This is a genomic window from Streptomyces sp. NPDC021080 (assembly GCF_044333225.1).
In the GTDB taxonomy this organism is placed as follows: Bacteria; Actinomycetota; Actinomycetes; order Streptomycetales; family Streptomycetaceae; genus Streptomyces.
Genome location: NZ_JBIRQM010000010.1, coordinates 230,005 through 244,971 on the forward strand (window position 1 = coordinate 230,005; position 14,967 = coordinate 244,971).

Here is a 14,967-nt window from a genome sequence, read left to right on the forward strand (position 1 = left end):
GGCGCCGCGGGCGTCCCGGGAACGCCGCGGGCCGGGCTCCCGGTGGGAGCCCGGCCCGGCGCGTGAGGTGCCCGTGCGCCCGGCTTCTAGCGGGCGGTGGCCTTCTTGGCGGTGGTCTTGCGGGCCGTCGACTTCTTGGCGGGGGCCTTCTTGGCCGTGGCCTTCTTCGCCGGAGCCTTCTTGGCGGCGGTCTTCTTGGCCGCGGTGGTCTTCGCCGTGGTCTTCTTGGCGGCGGCGGTCTTCGCCGTCGTCTTCTTCGCGGCGGCCGTGGTCTTCTTCGCGGCGGCCGTGGTCTTCTTCGCCGTGGTCTTCTTCGCCACGGCCTTGCTCGCCGCCGCCTTCTTGGCGGTGGTGGCCTTCTTGGCCGCGGCCTTCTTCACCGTCGCGGAAGCGCCGCCGGAGAGGCTGCCCTTCGGGGCCTTCTTGACCGCGACGTCGTGCTTCGGGAGCTTCTTCGAGCCGCTCACCAGGTCCTTGAACCCCTGACCGGCGCGGAAGCGCGGCACGGAGGTCTTCTTGACCCGAACACGCTCACCCGTCTGAGGGTTGCGGGCGTAACGGGCGGGACGGTCGACCTTCTCGAAGGAACCGAAGCCGGTGACCGAGACCCGGTCTCCGCCGACAACCGCACGGACGATGGCGTCCAGTACCGCGTCGACCGCGTCGGCGGCCTGCTGACGCCCGCCGACCTTGTCGGCAATCGCTTCTACGAGCTGCGCCTTGTTCACGTCTTCCCCTTCGGAGACATTGCCCGAACGAATGCGTTCAAGCTTTTTCGCACGTTAGGCAGATATATACCGCAAATCAAACACGAAACGGGCTAATCACCCTTGTGCCGCAACGAACTCGGGCCGCAGCGCAGTTCGTCAGTGATCCCCTTCGAGGAATCGACCCTCGTCGAGGTCGTCGGTGAACCGCTCCAGCCGCCTTGTCGCGTCGGCGAGATCGTGCTTGGCCGCGGCCGTAATGACCAGCAGCTTCCGGGTCAGCGCCATCCGTACGCCCTCCGGGACTTGCAGTGCGCGCACTCTTGTGTGCGCTTCCTTGAGTTGGGCCGCGACCGCCACGTAGAGCTCGAGTTGGCTGTCACGTTCCATGCACAGATTGTGCCATCTGGGGCGAGTTGTCGCCTGCCCAGGGGGCAACTGCCGTCCCCCTCAGGCCTCCTGACCCCCTTGGCCGGAAGTCGCCCGTACTCGCGCCTACCCAGGCAACCCGCTTTGTAACTAAGGGAGTTGACCCTCCTCGTGAGGGCGCGAGGGAGCCCTCCGGGAGCGGAAACAGCTGTACCCCCAACCGTCCACGATTGGGGGTACAGAGGGGTGTTGCGTGGCTGGAATCAGTCGCAACCCGGCCGCGCTCCGGCCCGGACGTCAGACGTGCAGCGTCCTCGGCTTGTGCGCGGGCCGCTTGGCCTCGTACGTCGCGATGTCGCCCTCGTTCTGGAGGGTGATGGAGATGTCGTCGAGCCCGTTCAGCAGCCGCCAGCGGGCGTTCTCGTCGAGCTCGAAGGCGGCGGTGACGCCCTCGGCGCGCACCTCACGCGCCTCGAGGTCGACCGTGATCTCGGCCTGCGGGTCCGTCTCCGCCAGTTCCTGGAGCGCTTCCACGATCTTCTGGTCCAGAACCACCGTGAGCAGGCCGTTCTTGAGCGAGTTGCCGCGGAAGATGTCGGCGAACCTAGACGAGATGACGGCCTTGAAGCCGTAGTTCTGCAGCGCCCAGACCGCGTGCTCGCGGGAGGAGCCGGTACCGAAGTCGGGACCCGCGACCAGGACCGTGGCGCCCTGGCGCTCGGGCTGGTTGAGGACGAAGGAGGCGTCCTTGCGCCAGGCCTCGAAGAGACCGTCCTCGAAGCCGTCCCGGGTCACCTTCTTGAGCCAGTGGGCGGGGATGATCTGGTCGGTGTCGACGTTGCTGCGGCGCAGCGGGACGGCCCGGCCGGTGTGCGTGGTGAATGCTTCCATGACTCTCAGACTCCAGCGGGCACGGGGGCGTCGGACAGATCGGCCGGGGAGGCCAGGTGACCGAGGACCGCCGAGGCGGCGGCGACCTGCGGCGAGACCAGGTGCGTACGGCCGCCCTTGCCCTGCCTGCCCTCGAAGTTGCGGTTGGAGGTGGACGCGGAGCGCTCACCGGGGGCCAGCTGGTCGGGGTTCATGCCCAGGCACATCGAGCAGCCCGCGTGCCGCCATTCGGCGCCGGCCTCCTTGAAGACCACGTCCAGGCCCTCGGAGACGGCCTGCAGACCGACCCGCGCGGAGCCGGGGACGACCAGCATCCGTACCCCGTCGGCGACTTTGCGGCCCTCGACGACCGCGGCGGCCGCGCGCAGGTCCTCGATGCGGCCGTTGGTGCACGAACCTACGAAGACGGTGTCGACCTCGATGTCGCGCAGCGGCTGTCCGGCGGTCAACCCCATGTATTCCAGGGCCTTTTCGGCTGCCAGCCGCTCCGAAGCGTCTTCGTACGAAGCCGGGTCGGGGACGTTCGCCGAAAGCGGCGCGCCCTGGCCGGGGTTGGTGCCCCAGGTCACGAACGGCGACAGGGAGGCGGCGTCGATGACGACCTCCTCGTCGAATTCGGCGTCGTCGTCGGACTTCAGCGTCTTCCAGTACGCGACGGCGGCGTCCCAGTCCTCGCCCTCGGGGGCGTGTGCGCGGCCCTTGAGGTAGTCGAAGGTGGTCTCGTCGGGGGCGATCATGCCCGCGCGGGCGCCGGCCTCGATCGACATGTTGCAGATGGTCATCCGGGCCTCCATCGAGAGCTTCTCGATGGCGGGGCCGCGGTATTCCAGGATGTAGCCCTGGCCGCCGCCGGTACCGATCTTGGCGATGATCGCCAGGATCAGGTCCTTCGCGGTGACGCCGGCGGGCAGCTCACCGTCGATCGTGATGGCCATGGTCTTCGGGCGGGCCAGCGGCAGCGTCTGGGTGGCCAGCACGTGCTCCACCTGCGAGGTGCCGATGCCGAACGCCAGGGCGCCGAAGGCACCGTGCGTGGAGGTGTGCGAGTCGCCGCAGACCACCGTGGTGCCCGGCTGGGTCAGACCCAGCTGCGGGCCGACGACGTGCACCACGCCCTGCTCGACGTCACCGAGCGAGTGCAGCCGGACGCCGAACTCGGCGGCGTTCTTGCGCAGCGTCTCCAGCTGGACCCGCGAGACCGGGTCGGCGATGGGCTTGTCGATGTCGAGGGTCGGGGTGTTGTGATCCTCGGTGGCGATGGTGAGGTCGAGGCGCCGCACCCGGCGGCCCGCCTGGCGCAGGCCGTCGAACGCCTGCGGGCTGGTCACCTCGTGCAGCAGGTGCAGATCGATGAAGAGGAGGTCGGGCTCGCCCTCGGCGCGCCGGACGACATGGTCGTCCCAGACCTTCTCCGCGAGTGTCCTACCCATCGCTTTCCCTCCGGCCGGCTCGTGTGGCGCCGGCCCAACTAGAGATTTCCGGGGCGGTGGACGTCCGCACCCCTAGTGCGGGACGTCGTCCGCCGGACCCGTTGGTCCGCGGGCCGCTGTGTCTACAAGGGTGGCGCGTTCCACCGGAAATTGAACTTGCGTTTCACAGAGTGAGACGCGAGTATCGTTTCATGGACAACAGTAGCGGCGTCGGCGTTCTGGACAAGGCAGCCCTTGTCCTGAGCGCCCTGGAGTCCGGTCCGGCCACCCTCGCAGGCTTGGTCGCGGCGACCGGACTGGCACGACCCACGGCACATCGCCTCGCCGTGGCACTTGAACACCACCGCATGGTGGCGCGCGACATGCAGGGCCGTTTCATCCTCGGCCCCCGGCTCGCCGAACTGGCCGCGGCCGCCGGTGAGGACCGCCTCCTCGCGACGGCGGGCCCGGTGCTCACGCACCTCCGGGACATCACCGGCGAGAGCGCGCAGCTCTACCGCCGCCAGGGCGACATGCGCATCTGCGTCGCCGCGGCCGAGCGGCTGTCCGGTCTGCGGGACACGGTCCCGGTGGGCTCCACCCTCACCATGAAGGCCGGTTCCTCCGCCCAGATCCTGATGGCCTGGGAGGAGCCGGAGCGGCTGCACCGCGGTCTGCAGGGCGCCCGCTTCACCGCCACCGCGCTGTCGGGGGTACGGCGCCGCGGCTGGGCCCAGTCGATCGGCGAGCGCGAGCCGGGCGTGGCGTCCGTCTCCGCGCCCGTCCGCGGGCCCTCGAACCGGGTCGTGGCCGCCGTCTCGGTCTCCGGGCCGATCGAGCGCCTGACCCGTCACCCGGGCCGCATGCACGCCCAGGCCGTCATCGACGCCGCCGGCCGTCTTTCCGAGGCCCTGCGCCGCACGGGCTGACCTTCTCGCTCCCGCGCCCCGGAAAGGGCCGGCCTCAACGCCGCGGCAGGTCCTTTCCGGAGCACACCGTCCCGTACGCGGGGTGCGCCGCTCCCGGTGCACCCCGCGCCCTGTTTCCGTCGTGATCCAACTCATGGCGGCGCGCGACGGGTTGATCCGGGGGCCGGCCCCGGGAAGCCGCTGCCCGGCGGCCCGGGCTCAGCGCCCGGGGAACGGGTCCGGGAACGCCGGAAGGGCCCCCACCGAAGTGGAGACCCTTCCGGACCTTGTACCCCCGACCGGATTCGAACCGGCGCTACCGCCTTGAGAGGGCGGCGTGCTAGGCCGCTACACAACGGGGGCCTGAATCATGCGTTTCCGCAGATTCGGAGCTGGGCTACCAGGACTCGAACCTAGAATGACGGTACCAGAAACCGTAGTGTTGCCAATTACACCATAGCCCATGGTGGTTTAGACCAGTTGGTCAGTACCCCCGACCGGATTCGAACCGGCGCTACTGCCGTGAGAGGGCAGCGTGCTAGGCCGCTACACAACGGGGGCCCTAGCGATCCTGCATGAAGGGCAGCGGGTGCGACCCGGACTGCCTTCCTGGGAAGGATCTGTACCCCCGACCGGATTCGAACCGGCGCTACTGCCGTGAGAGGGCAGCGTGCTAGGCCGCTACACAACGGGGGCTTTGCGGATCTGGATCTCCGCGGTGCAGATGAGCTCTGCGAGCTGGCCTACCAGGACTCGAACCTAGAATGACGGTACCAGAAACCGTAGTGTTGCCAATTACACCATAGGCCACAGAAACGCAATCCCGTACGAAGATCTTGTTTCGGCTGACGTCTCCGGGCTCCGGCCTTTCGGCCCGCTCCCGGCGGCGCAGAAGGAACATTACCCGAAGGTGGACCCCGCTCCAAAACGGGTATCCGCGCCAAGGATCCCGGGCAACTCGGCGAGCGATCCGATGCGGTGCGGACCGCTCCGTCCGACGGCGCCGGCGACTGCGGCGGGGACCGGGGCGGGGGCGCCCTCACGGTCGATCCAGACCGACAGCAGACCCGCCTCGGCGGCGCCCCGTCCGTCGATCTCCGGGTGGTCCCCGACGTAGGCGACACGGTGCGGCGGCAGCCCGAGGGCGTCGCAGGCCGCGTGGAAGGCCGCCGCGGCGGGTTTGGAGACGCCGAGCTCGGCGGCGCACAGGATCGCCTCGAAGCGGTCGTGCACACCGAGGACGCGCAGCTTGCGGTCCTGCACGAGGAGGCTGGAGTTGGACAGCACCGCGTGCCGGTGGCCGACGGCGAGCGCGTCCAGGACGGGCAGGACGTCCGGGAAGAGCGCCCAGGCGCCCTCGTAGTGCGTGACGTACCGGTCGAACCAGGCGTCGGCCTCGGTGTCGCTCAGCGGCTCCCCGAGGAACACCCGGACGCGGTCCCGGCGCTGGCCCTGCCAGTCGGTCTCGCCGGCCGCGTACCGCGCCCACTGGGCGTCGGTGATCTCCCGCCAGCGCGTGAGGGCCTGCTCGACGGACGTATCGCCGTCGAGCAGGCCCTCGGCCGCGAGATGGCCGCGCATGCCCGCCCGGTCCGCGGCCGTGTAGTCGAAGAGCGTGTCGTCGATGTCCCAGACCACGGCGTCGATGCTCATGCGGCGACCGTAACCCCGGACACGGGCGGCTGTCCCCTGTCCGGTGCCGGCCGGGCCGGCCGCCGGGGGCACGGTCCCCCGCCGTCACACGGCTCCGGTGGTCTCCTGCCGGAGGCAGGGGCCTCGCGGCGTGGCGCCGCCGGGGCGGGCGGGGCGGCGCGAGCGCGGAGCGCGCACGGGGGTGTACGTGGTGCCACAGGGGGCCGCAGGGGGCAAGTGCCGTGCCCCGGGCCGGAGTCGGCGGGGACGGTGGACTCCGGGTGACCGGCGCCGGGTACGCGCGAGGGGGCGGTGCCCGAACCGGACACCGCCCCTCGTACGTACCTGTGCCCGCTACGCGGCGAGCCGCTCCAGCGCGGCGTCGACGCGCGCCAGCGTCGTCTCCTTGCCCAGGATCTCCAGGGACTCGAAGAGCGGCAGGCCGACCGTGCGGCCGGTGACGGCGACGCGGACCGGGGCCTGGGCCTTGCCGAGCTTGAGGCCGTGCTCCTCACCGGCGGTCAGGACGGCCTCCTTGAGGGACTCCGCGGAGGACCAGTCGGCCGCCTCCAGCTTCTCGCGGGCCGTGCGGAGCAGGGCGTCGCTGCCCTCCTTCATGGCCTTCGTCCAGGACGCCTCGTCGACGGCCGGCTCCGGCAGGAACAGGAAGTCGACGTTGTCCGTGATCTCGGAGAGGACCTTCATCCGCGACTGGGCGTGCGGGGCGATCGCCTGCCACTTCGCCTCGTCGAAGTCCTCCGGCGCCCAGGGCGCGAAGGGGGCGCGCAGCCAGGGGGCGCAGCGCTCGGTGAAGTCCTTCACGTCGAGCATGCGGATGTGGTCGGCGTTGATCGCCTCGCACTTCTTCAGGTCGAAGCGGGCCGGGTTCGGGTTCACGTCCGTGACGTCGAACGCGGCGACCATCTCGTCGACGGAGAAGATGTCGCGGTCGGCGGCGAGCGACCAGCCGAGCAGCGAGAGGTAGTTCAGCAGGCCCTCGGGGAGGAAGCCGCGCTCGCGGTAGAGGTTGAGCGAGGACTCCGGGTCGCGCTTGGAGAGCTTCTTGTTGCCCTCGCCCATCACGTACGGGAGGTGGCCGAAGGCCGGGGTCTCCTTGGCGATGCCCAGCTCGGTCAGCGCCTTGTACAGGGCGATCTGCCGGGGAGTGGAGGAGAGCAGGTCCTCGCCGCGCAGGACGTGGGTGATCTCCATCAGGGCGTCGTCGACGGGGTTGACGAGCGTGTACAGCGGCGCGCCGTTGGCCCGGACGATGCCGTAGTCCGGGACGTTCTCCGGGAGGTAGGTGATCTCGCCGCGGACCAGGTCCTCGAAGGTGATCGCCTCGTCGGGCATCCGGAAGCGGACGATGGGCTTGCGGCCCTCGGCCTCGTAGGCGGCCTTCTGCTCGGCGCTCAGGTCGCGGCAGTGGCCGTCGTAGCCGGAGGGCTTGCCGGCGGCGCGGGCGGCGTCGCGGCGGGTGTCCAGCTCCTCGGTCGAGCAGTAGCAGCGGTACGCGTGGCCGGCGTCCAGCAGCTTGGCGGCGACGTCCGCGTAGATGTCCATGCGCTGCGACTGGCGGTACGGCGCGTGCGGGCCGCCGATCTCGGGGCCCTCGTCCCAGTCGAAGCCCAGCCAGCGCATCGAGTCGAGCAGCTGCTCGTACGACTCCTCGGAGTCGCGGGCCGCGTCGGTGTCCTCGATGCGGAAGACCAGGGTGCCCTCGTTGTGCCGGGCGAACGCCCAGTTGAACAGGGCGGTGCGGACCAGCCCGACGTGGGGGTTGCCGGTCGGGGAGGGACAGAAACGTACACGGACGTTAGCCACGCTTGATCACCTTGTTGGTGAGAGTGCCGATGCCTTCGATGGTGACGGCGACCTCGTCGCCGACGTTCAGGGGGCCGACCCCAGCCGGGGTGCCGGTGAGGATCACGTCGCCGGGGAGCAGCGTCATGGCCTCGGTGATGTTGACGATCAGGTCCTCGATGGAGTGGATCATCTCGCTCGTACGGCCGAGCTGCCGCTGCTGCCCGTTGACCGTGCACTGGATGGTCAGGTCGGCGGGGTCGAGGTCCGTCTCCACCCAGGGGCCGAGCGGGCAGGAACTGTCGAAGCCCTTGGCGCGGGCCCACTGCTTCTCGCGCTTCTGCACATCGCGGGCGGTGACGTCGTTGGCGCAGGTGTAGCCGAGGATGACGTCCTTGACGCGCTCGCGCGGGACCTCGCGGCACATGCGGCCGATGACGACGGCGAGCTCGGCCTCGTGGTGGAGCTCGCTGGAGAAGGAGGGGTACTGGATCGGGTCGCCGGGGCCGATCACCGAGGTCGAGGGCTTGAAGAAGGCGAACGGGGCGTCGGGCACCTCGTTGCCGAGTTCCCTGGCGTGCTCCGCGTAGTTGCGGCCGAAGGCCACGACCTTGTTCGGGAGCACCGGCGGCAGCAGCCGGACCTTGTTCAGCGGGACCTTCGTGCCGGAGAGCTCGAAGTCCGCGAACGGGATGCCCTTGATGATGTCGAGGACGAGCTCGTCCGGCCTGTCGCCCTCGACCGCGCCGAAAGCGACGTTGCCGTCGATGGAGAATCTGGCGATGCGCACGGGATCCTTGCGCCCCTCACTGAGCTGGCTGGAGTCTGACGCTCCAGGCTAACGCGGCAGGGGCTGCGGGCTTCGCGTATATCCGCCGGGCCGGTGCGCGGCGGAGCGTCCGTACGGACGACGGGTGACGGTGCCCTCGGGCCCGCCCGTGACCGGCGGGGCCGCGTCCGGGGCGCGGCCCTTCACCGGTCGCCGCGTTCACTCCGCGGCGGAGACCGTGACCGGCGTGTCCATCAGGACGGTGCGGCGGGGGTTGGCCGTCTGGAGGGGAAGGGTGACCGCGTGCTCCGGCCGCTCCGGCGTACGCAGGGCGTCGGCGTCCTCGAGGTGCGCCAGCGTCGTGCGCTGCGGGTTGGCAATGTTGCGGAACATCATCGTCGTCTTCACCGTTTTGCTCGACCTTGTCGTCCTGGGCGCCGGTCGGGGCCAAAGAGCCCCACATGGGCGCGGGTTGTCGGATTCGCCATCCCTGTAAAGCGCCAGGCTAAACATTCAATTCCCTGGCGATGCCGTGAAGACGCCATGATCGCCGTGTGAGTTTCCTCACTTACCAAGGGCCAAACCGGTCAATCACGACCCCCGATCCGGGCCGACCAAACGGACATTACTCCACTGAACCAATCATTCCGCTCCTGATCATCGCGACTGGGACAGGGGAGGGAAGCCCTTGGCTCGTAGGCCTATGCCCGGTATGTACGAGAACCCTTTACACGCCCGGTCACAAGACACTCACATGCTGTCACGGAGGTCACAGCCTGGTACACGGGCCTTGTTGGAGATCCTGCACTGTGCTGGAATTCCTCGGACCGCCGCGGATTCACGATCCGGCGCGCAGGGGCGCTACTCAGCGCCGAGTGGCGGCGGGAAGGGGGAACCTGCGCCGGTCACTCAGACCACATACACAGAGTGCATCTGCGCCTGTGTAAAACGCCGACACCGCCCCGCCGTTCCAGCGGAGGGGCGCCTGGTCCAGAGGTTGCGACGCTAGTGCAGGGACGTTTCAAGAGGGATGGCAGCGCTTCGGCGGAGCCGGAGCCGCGCGGCGGGACCGACCGCGGTTCCTCGCCCCAGCACGCCCAGAACCCGGGACCGGCAGAGGTCGGAGGCAGCGGTGAACACTCCGCTCGCGCCGGCGCGAAGCCCAAGGCTCCCGCCACCACGACCGACGCCGCGCAGGCGGCCGCGCCGAGCCACGGCTCGCGCGTAGCCCTGCGGAACTGGCGCATCTCGACGCGACTGGTGTCGCTGCTCGCACTCCCCGTGGTCGCAGCGACCTCGCTGGGAGCGCTCCGCATCAACGAGTCGCTGGACAACATCCAGCAGCTCGACAACATGCGGCTGCTGACCGAGATGACCAAGCAGGCCACCGAGCTCGCCGCCGCGCTCCAGAAGGAGCGCGACGAGACGGCCGGTCCGCTGGCACACGGCGCTCTGTCCAACGCCTACGAGGTCAAGTCGGTTCGCGACGCCACGGACGTGGCGAAGAAGCACTTCCTCGAGGGCACGCAGCAGGTCGACGACGCCACGGCCAAGGGCCAGCTGTCCGGCGTGCACGACAGCCTCGTCGGTGTCGTGGCCGAGCTGTACAAGCTCAACCAGATCCGCAGCGACGCCTACAACGACCCGCAGAACTCGACCCAGACGGTGGACGCGTACCACCGCCTGGTCACCGAACTCCTCGCGCTCTCGCAGGACATGGCCGAGGCGACCAGCAACCCGGAGATGATCCAGCGCACCCGCGCGCTGGCCTCCTTCTCCTCCGCCAAGGAGTACGCCTCCGTCCAGCGGGCCGTCATCGCCGCCGCGCTCCCCAAGCAGCCGACGGTCTTCGGAACCCTCTCCAAGAACGACCAGCAGTACGCGCTGTCCGCGTTCGAGAGCCAGGAATCCGAGAACGAGGCGTTCAAGAACATCTACGGCGCAGGCAGCTCGGACCTGCTCCTGGCGGTCGAGGGTGACAACCCGACGATCAAGTCGGCCGACAACTACGCCAAGCGCGTGCTGAGCAACCCCGAAGGCCTGAAGACGCAGAACAAGCGGTCCTTCAAGGACTGGATCGACGACGACTCGGCCAAGATCGACCAGATGTCGAAGATCGAGAAGACGCTGCTCAGCGAGATGGAGCAGAAGGCCCGTGAGCTGCGCAACCAGTCCCAGAGTGAAGCGATCATCTCCGGTGTACTGATCCTGCTCGTCCTCGGTGTCTCGCTCGTCGGCGCCTTCGTCGTGGCCCGGTCCATGATCCGCTCGCTGCGCCGCCTGCAGGACACCGCCACCCGGGTCGCCCAGGACCGTCTGCCCGAGCTCGTCAAGCAGCTCTCGGAGTCGGACCCGCAGGACGTCGACACCTCCGTGGAGTCGGTCGGTGTGCACTCCCGGGACGAGATCGGCCAGGTGGCCGCGGCCTTCGACCACGTGCACCGCGAGGCTGTCCGCCTCGCCGCCGAGCAGGCCCTTCTGCGAGGCAACGTCAACGCGATGTTCACCAACCTCTCGCGCCGTTCCCAGGGTCTTATCCAGCGTCAGCTCTCGCTCATATCCGAGCTGGAGTCCCGCGAGGCCGACCCCGACCAGCTCTCCTCGCTGTTCAAGCTCGACCACCTCGCGACCCGCATGCGCCGTAACGGCGAAAACCTTCTCGTTCTCGCCGGTGAAGAGCCCGGTCGCCGCTGGACCCGCCCGGTCCCGCTGGTCGACGTCCTCCGCGCCGCCGCCTCCGAGGTGGAGCAGTACGAGCGCATCGAACTCGCCTCGGTGCCCGGCACCGAGGTCGCCGGCCGGGTCGTCAACGACCTCGTCCACCTGCTCGCAGAGCTGCTGGAGAACGCCACCTCGTTCTCCTCCCCGCAGACGAAGGTCAAGGTCACCGGTCACGCCCTGCCCGACGGCCGGGTGCTGATCGAGATCCACGACACCGGTATCGGTCTGTCCCCCGAGGACCTGGCCGCGATCAACGAGCGGCTCGCCGCTCCGCCCACGGTGGACGTCTCCGTCTCCCGACGCATGGGTCTGTTCGTGGTCGGTCGTCTGTCGCAGCGTCACGGCATCCGCATCCAGCTGCGTCCGTCGGACTCCGGCGGTACGACCGCGCTGGTCATGCTGCCGGTGGACGTCGCCCAGGGCGGCAAGAAGCCCATGCCGAACAAGCCGGGCCAGGGTGCCTCCGGCGGCGGCCCCGCCGCGGCGCAGGCCTCGGCCGGTGTGTCCGCGGCCCGTCGCTCGGGCGGTCCCTCGCTCGGTGCCGGTTCCCCCTCCGCTCCCGGCGGTCCCCTCGGTGCCTCGCCGCAGCGCGGACAGGTCGGCACGGGCCAGGGTCCGCGGGCGGCGCTGCCGGGCAGCAACCAGGGCGGTCGCCCGGGTGGCTCCGGCGGAGCGCGCGGCTCGCAGGGCCAGGGCGGCGGTCAGGGCAGGCAGGCTCCCGCCGGTGCGAACGCCTTCGGGCAGAGCCCGCAGCAGGGCTACGGCGCCCAGAACGGCTCGCAGCAGCAGGGCTACGGCGACGGCCAGGGTTCCCAGAACGCCTTCGGTGACACCTCCGGCGGCCGGAAGAACTCGTTCGGCAACGGGAACGGCGCGGGCCAGAACGCCTTCGGCGACAGCAACGCCGCTCCCGCCGCCCCCGCCGCTCCCGCGCAGGCACCGTCCAAGGGCAAGGGCGGCCGTCGTCGGCCGCAGCTGCCGGGACGCGGTGGCGCGCGCGCCGAGCTGCCCGGCGGCAACGCCGGCTCCCGCACGCCGAGCTGGAGCGACGACAACGCGCAGCCCCCGGTTCCGCGTACGTCCCCCGACACCCCCCGTGGTCACGAGGACGTCGACGCCACCTCGCGCATGCCGCGGATCGACGACCGGGGACCCGCCTCCACCGCGGAGTTCGCCCGTCCCGACTTCGACGCCCCGCGCCCCGGCGCGAGCGCGCCGCAGAACAACGGCCAGCACAACGGCCAGTACGGCTACTCGGGCAACCAGTCCTCGGCCGGCCAGAACCCGGCCTCCACGGGACAGTTCCCCACCCAGGGCTACGGTGCCGCGTCTCCGTCGTCCACCGGCCAGTTCGCCCAGCCGGGCTACGCGCCTTCCCAGGACCCCGCGTCCACCGGGCAGTACGCGGCACCCGGGTACGGCAACGGGCAGGGCTCGTCGTCCACCGGACAGTACGAGCGGCCGGCCACCCCACAGCCGCCCGCCCGTCAGCAGACCCCCGAGGCGCTTCCGCCGGCCTCGAACCCCGGTGACGGCCGCACGCCGCTGTACGACACGCTGGAGACCAACTGGTTCCACGGTCAGGCGGACGGCTCGAACGGCACGCCCGCGAACGGAACGCCCGTGAACGGCATGTCCGCGAACGGCATGCCCACGAACGGCGCCGCCCAGAACAACGGCTCCCAGGGATACGCGCAGGCCGCCCCCCAGCAGCAGCCGCAGACTCCCCCGGCACCGCAGCGACCGGCCGCCGCACCGGCCGCCACCACGTGGCGCAGCTCTCCGAACGACGATCTCGTCAAGCAGGCAGAGCGTTCCCGCAAGCCGTCGGCAGGCGGGGTCACCACCTCAGGCCTGCCGCGCCGCGTCCCGCGAGCCAACCTCGTCGCGGGCACGGCACAGCAGCAACAGCACCAAAGCGGTCCGCAGGTCTCGCGTGCGCCCGATGACGTACGCGGCCGGCTGACCAATCTCCGTCGGGGCATTCAGCAAGGTCGACAGGCCGCTCCCAACGGCCAGACCGGCAGCTTCCCCAGCCCCACTCACCAGCAGGAGCGTTAGTTGAGCCCGATGAGCCAGGCGGCACAGAACCTCAACTGGTTGATCACCAACTTCGTGGACAACACCCCCGGGGTGTCCCACACCGTCGTCGTGTCCGCCGACGGACTCCTTCTGGCAATGTCCGAAGGCTTCCCCCGCGACCGCGCGGACCAACTGGCGGCCGTAGCCTCCGGACTCACTTCGCTGACTGCCGGGGCCTCCCGGATCTTCGAAGGCGGCTCGGTGGCCCAGACGGTCGTGGAGATGGAGCGCGGTTTCCTCTTCCTGATGTCGGTTTCGGACGGATCGTCCCTCGCGGTCCTCTCCCACCCGGAGTGCGACATCGGCCTTGTCGGCTACGAGATGGCACTGCTCGTCGACCGTGCGGGCGCCGTCCTCACGCCGGACCTGCGTGCCGAACTACAAGGCAGTCTGCTTCACTGACCGCCGCCGGATCCAGACACCGCACGAAATCACCGTCCGGCCGCCACAATCCCCCCACCGGCCCCAACAGACGGCACGACTGACCGACTTGCTGTCCCGCCCGGAGGATTCATGACCCCGCCCCCCGCCTCTCATGATCCGTACGCCGAGTCGTACGGGGATGAAGGCGACCAGCCGCTGGTACGTCCGTACGCGATGACCGGCGGCCGGACCAGGCCGCGGTACCAACTGGCCATAGAGGCTCTGATCAGCACCACGGCCGATCCGGCCCAGCTGATGGGTCTGCTCCCCGAACACCAGCGCATCTGCCATCTGTGCCGGGAAGTGAAGTCGGTGGCCGAGGTATCGGCCCTCCTCGGCATGCCGCTCGGCGTGGCCAGGATCCTTGTCGCGGACCTCGCCGAGGCCGGACTTGTCGCCATTCACCAGCCTGGCGGCGATGAGAACAACGGCGGCGCGCCGGACGTGACACTGCTCGAAAGGGTGCTCAGTGGACTTCGCAAGCTCTGACGGAGGCCGGGCGACCACCTCCGCCAAGATCGTCGTAGCGGGTGGTTTCGGTGTCGGCAAGACCACGTTCGTGGGTGCCGTCTCCGAGATCAACCCCCTGCGTACCGAGGCCGTCATGACCTCCGCCTCGGCGGGCATCGACGACCTCACCCACACCGGGGACAAGACCACCACCACGGTGGCCATGGACTTCGGCCGTATCACCCTCGACCAGGACCTGATCCTGTACCTCTTCGGTACGCCGGGCCAGGACCGCTTCTGGTTCATGTGGGACGACCTGGTCCGCGGCGCCATCGGCGCCGTGGTCCTGGTGGACACCCGGCGTCTCGCCGACTGCTTCCCCGCGGTCGACTACTTCGAGAACAGCGGCCTGCCGTTCGTCATCGCCCTCAACGGCTTCGACGGTCACCAGCCGTACAACCCGGAGGAAGTGCGCGAGGCCCTTCAGATCGGCCCGGACGCTCCGATCATCACGACGGACGCGCGACACCGTGCAGATGCGAAGAGCGCTCTGATCACCCTGGTCGAGCACGCCCTCATGGCCCGGCTGCGGTAGCAGTCAAGTAGACAGTCCTGTATGGAAGTTGTCGTAGTCACATCGGAGCCGGCTGTGTCATTTGACACGGCCGGCCTCGGTGTTCATAACGTTTCGACAGAGAATTTCGCTGGCCCTGACACGCATAGCGGTCGACCGGTGCCGCTGCGTTCATGAAAGCCCCGCCTTTTGGCGGGGCTCGCTCTTTATGACCGATTTATCTGTGGCC

General features: G+C 69.6%; 13 protein-coding genes and 5 tRNA genes. 5 read left to right on the forward strand and 13 right to left on the reverse strand.

Annotated features, from left to right (window positions below; all coding sequences use genetic code 11):
* Positions 1 to 86 precede the first annotated feature (86 nt).
* From ACH4S8_RS25445 to leuC, 4 genes are all read right to left on the reverse strand, one after another.
* Entirely contained in the window at positions 87 to 728 is a 642-nt protein-coding gene (locus ACH4S8_RS25445; protein ID WP_398397770.1) for an HU family DNA-binding protein, read from the reverse strand.
* Positions 729 to 866: 138 nt separating this feature from the next.
* Positions 867 to 1,097 (reverse strand): hypothetical protein, encoded by a 231-nt coding sequence (locus ACH4S8_RS25450; RefSeq protein ID WP_398397772.1) that lies wholly within the window; start codon positions 1,095 to 1,097, stop codon positions 867 to 869.
* A gap of 276 nt (positions 1,098 to 1,373) precedes the next feature.
* On the reverse strand, positions 1,374 to 1,967 hold the full coding sequence (gene leuD / locus ACH4S8_RS25455) for a 3-isopropylmalate dehydratase small subunit (protein WP_398397774.1): 594 nt from the start codon (positions 1,965 to 1,967) through the stop codon (positions 1,374 to 1,376).
* Between the two features lie 5 nt (positions 1,968 to 1,972).
* A complete protein-coding gene (leuC, locus tag ACH4S8_RS25460) occupies positions 1,973 to 3,397 on the reverse strand; it encodes a 3-isopropylmalate dehydratase large subunit (protein WP_398397776.1) in 1,425 nt (474 codons plus the stop codon).
* A gap of 191 nt (positions 3,398 to 3,588) precedes the next feature.
* On the opposite strand from leuC, the gene ndgR reads away from it, so the two are divergent.
* Positions 3,589 to 4,305 carry an IclR family transcriptional regulator NdgR gene (gene ndgR, locus ACH4S8_RS25465; RefSeq protein WP_028806673.1) on the forward strand — a complete coding sequence of 239 codons (717 nt, stop codon included), beginning with the start codon at positions 3,589 to 3,591 and terminating at the stop codon, positions 4,303 to 4,305.
* Between the two features lie 269 nt (positions 4,306 to 4,574).
* On the opposite strand, the gene ACH4S8_RS25470 is transcribed toward ndgR, so the two are convergent.
* The 9 genes from ACH4S8_RS25470 to ACH4S8_RS25510 form a co-directional block, all read right to left on the reverse strand.
* A tRNA-Glu gene (locus ACH4S8_RS25470) sits at positions 4,575 to 4,647 on the reverse strand.
* 29 nt (positions 4,648 to 4,676) lie between these two features.
* A tRNA-Gln gene (locus ACH4S8_RS25475) sits at positions 4,677 to 4,748 on the reverse strand.
* 24 nt (positions 4,749 to 4,772) lie between these two features.
* Positions 4,773 to 4,845, reverse strand: a tRNA-Glu gene (locus ACH4S8_RS25480).
* A gap of 62 nt (positions 4,846 to 4,907) precedes the next feature.
* A tRNA-Glu gene (locus tag ACH4S8_RS25485) sits at positions 4,908 to 4,980 on the reverse strand.
* Positions 4,981 to 5,022: 42 nt separating this feature from the next.
* A tRNA-Gln gene (locus tag ACH4S8_RS25490) sits at positions 5,023 to 5,094 on the reverse strand.
* 90 nt (positions 5,095 to 5,184) lie between these two features.
* Entirely contained in the window at positions 5,185 to 5,937 is a 753-nt protein-coding gene (locus ACH4S8_RS25495; RefSeq protein ID WP_398397778.1) for an HAD family hydrolase, read from the reverse strand.
* Between the two features lie 333 nt (positions 5,938 to 6,270).
* Positions 6,271 to 7,740 (reverse strand): glutamate--tRNA ligase, encoded by a 1,470-nt coding sequence (gene gltX, locus ACH4S8_RS25500; protein WP_398397780.1) that lies wholly within the window; start codon positions 7,738 to 7,740, stop codon positions 6,271 to 6,273.
* Positions 7,733 to 8,509, reverse strand: a complete 777-nt coding sequence (locus ACH4S8_RS25505) for a fumarylacetoacetate hydrolase family protein (protein ID WP_398397782.1) — start codon at positions 8,507 to 8,509, stop codon at positions 7,733 to 7,735. The genes gltX and ACH4S8_RS25505 overlap by 8 nt, the downstream gene beginning before the upstream one ends.
* A gap of 198 nt (positions 8,510 to 8,707) precedes the next feature.
* Positions 8,708 to 8,896, reverse strand: a complete 189-nt coding sequence (locus ACH4S8_RS25510) for a hypothetical protein (RefSeq protein WP_398397784.1) — start codon at positions 8,894 to 8,896, stop codon at positions 8,708 to 8,710.
* Between the two features lie 600 nt (positions 8,897 to 9,496).
* On the opposite strand from ACH4S8_RS25510, the gene ACH4S8_RS25515 reads away from it, so the two are divergent.
* The 4 genes from ACH4S8_RS25515 (at position 9,497) to ACH4S8_RS25530 (ending at position 14,759) form a co-directional block, all read left to right on the forward strand.
* Entirely contained in the window at positions 9,497 to 13,270 is a 3,774-nt protein-coding gene (locus tag ACH4S8_RS25515) for a nitrate- and nitrite sensing domain-containing protein (RefSeq protein ID WP_398397786.1), read from the forward strand.
* A 9-nt stretch (positions 13,271 to 13,279) separates the two neighbouring features.
* On the forward strand, positions 13,280 to 13,693 hold the full coding sequence (locus ACH4S8_RS25520; protein ID WP_037624995.1) for a roadblock/LC7 domain-containing protein: 414 nt from the start codon (positions 13,280 to 13,282) through the stop codon (positions 13,691 to 13,693).
* Between the two features lie 111 nt (positions 13,694 to 13,804).
* Positions 13,805 to 14,203 carry a DUF742 domain-containing protein gene (locus ACH4S8_RS25525; protein ID WP_103548533.1) on the forward strand — a complete coding sequence of 133 codons (399 nt, stop codon included), beginning with the start codon at positions 13,805 to 13,807 and terminating at the stop codon, positions 14,201 to 14,203.
* Positions 14,184 to 14,759: an ATP/GTP-binding protein gene (locus tag ACH4S8_RS25530; protein ID WP_028802395.1), complete on the forward strand. Its 576-nt coding sequence runs from the start codon at positions 14,184 to 14,186 to the stop codon at positions 14,757 to 14,759. Before ACH4S8_RS25525 ends, ACH4S8_RS25530 begins: the two co-directional genes overlap by 20 nt.
* Positions 14,760 to 14,967 lie beyond the last annotated feature (208 nt).

Bases quoted from the DNA above. Each gene is read 5' to 3' on its own strand.
- ACH4S8_RS25450 (WP_398397772.1), bottom strand. From the start codon at position 1,097: ATGGAACGTGACAGCCAACTCGAGCTCTACGTGGCGGTCGCGGCCCAA.
- leuD (WP_398397774.1), bottom strand. From the start codon at position 1,967: ATGGAAGCATTCACCACGCACACCGGCCGGGCCGTCCCGCTGCGCCGC.
- leuC (WP_398397776.1), bottom strand. From the start codon at position 3,397: ATGGGTAGGACACTCGCGGAGAAGGTCTGGGACGACCATGTCGTCCGG.
- ndgR (WP_028806673.1), top strand. From the start codon at position 3,589: ATGGACAACAGTAGCGGCGTCGGCGTTCTGGACAAGGCAGCCCTTGTC.
- ACH4S8_RS25495 (WP_398397778.1), bottom strand. From the start codon at position 5,937: ATGAGCATCGACGCCGTGGTCTGGGACATCGACGACACGCTCTTCGAC.
- ACH4S8_RS25520 (WP_037624995.1), top strand. From the start codon at position 13,280: ATGAGCCAGGCGGCACAGAACCTCAACTGGTTGATCACCAACTTCGTG.
- ACH4S8_RS25525 (WP_103548533.1), top strand. From the start codon at position 13,805: ATGACCCCGCCCCCCGCCTCTCATGATCCGTACGCCGAGTCGTACGGG.